The sequence below is a fragment of the Polynucleobacter sp. IMCC 30228 genome, from assembly GCF_021395205.1.
GTDB lineage: Bacteria > Pseudomonadota > Gammaproteobacteria > Burkholderiales > Burkholderiaceae > Polynucleobacter.
In genome coordinates, this window is sequence record NZ_JAJVCS010000014.1 from 1 (window position 1) to 990 (window position 990).

1 protein-coding gene and 1 tRNA gene are annotated in these 990 nt (G+C 43.8%); one reads left to right on the forward strand and one right to left on the reverse strand.

Annotated elements, in window-relative coordinates; all coding sequences use genetic code 11:
- Window positions 1-489 precede the first annotated feature (489 nt).
- Window positions 490-564: transfer RNA gene (locus LZT21_RS11825), tRNA-Asn, on the forward strand.
- A gap of 52 nt (window positions 565-616) precedes the next feature.
- On the opposite strand, the gene LZT21_RS11830 is transcribed toward LZT21_RS11825, so the two are convergent.
- The coding region (locus LZT21_RS11830; RefSeq protein WP_233991006.1) for a hypothetical protein at window positions 617-990 on the reverse strand (374 nt) is incomplete at its 5' end.

Consider the following 990-nt stretch of genomic DNA (forward strand, 5'->3'; position numbering starts at 1 on the left):
TAAAAGAACCAGTAAAAGTAGCACATGGTTGCACGCCACTGTGAATCGAGTCAGTATGCTCTGGAGCCCCTATAGCAGGTGCATAGTTCACATAATTGTTTGATGGATCGGCAGCATATTGCTTCATACATCCAACTTCTGTAGCGACGATGGTTGGATCAACAGAAATTCTGCTTGAAGTGCTTGAGCTGCTCCCCTCGCTACAGCTAATTATTTGAGTGGTAGTAAAAATTACAAGAGGTATAAAGAAAAGGCATCTCATGTTCTTGCTCCACGATTAATTTGATGTTCAAAATCTTGGGTGATAGGCTTAGCGAGATACTAAGGCAGATCGAAGAGCTCCACCTAGCAGATTGCATCTTATATTGTTTAATGTCAAATCATTTATGGGCTAATTCGGCCAAATCGAAGGTTACCACCACCCCCGCACTCATGGCAGCAAGGCTTATGCCCATGATTAATGCAAACATCTGCTAGAATCTTGCCTATTCCTCGATAGCTCAGCGGTAGAGCAGCAGACTGTTAATCTGTTGGTCCGTGGTTCGATCCCACGTCGAGGAGCCAAGGTTACGGGGCTCGCTTTTTGTTAGTCAAGAAGTTCAGTTTTAAATCTAAACTATTGCACCTTAGGCACGTCAAAAATAACTGGCAATCTTACTGTAGCACCTGTAAGCTTAGTTGCTAATTCGTTTCTCGCATTTGCAGCTTCAGCTAAATTAGAAAATGTGGCTGAGACAATCTTTAAGTTGTCATAAACTTTAACTGAAACAATTGAAGCTTGATACGGATCGAAAGCTTTCTTGGCTAGATCAGTAGCAATACCTGAAATAAGCACTACTCCATCGCATTTGCCAACCTGCCCACGATCATCGATGACATAGCCACCGCCACCACTACTGGCCGACACAATACGATAGGTTGCCTGACGTGCTGAAATAGATCCTGCTGCACTGATCTTGCGGGTCGGGTCATTCTGATTAGCAGCAGCAA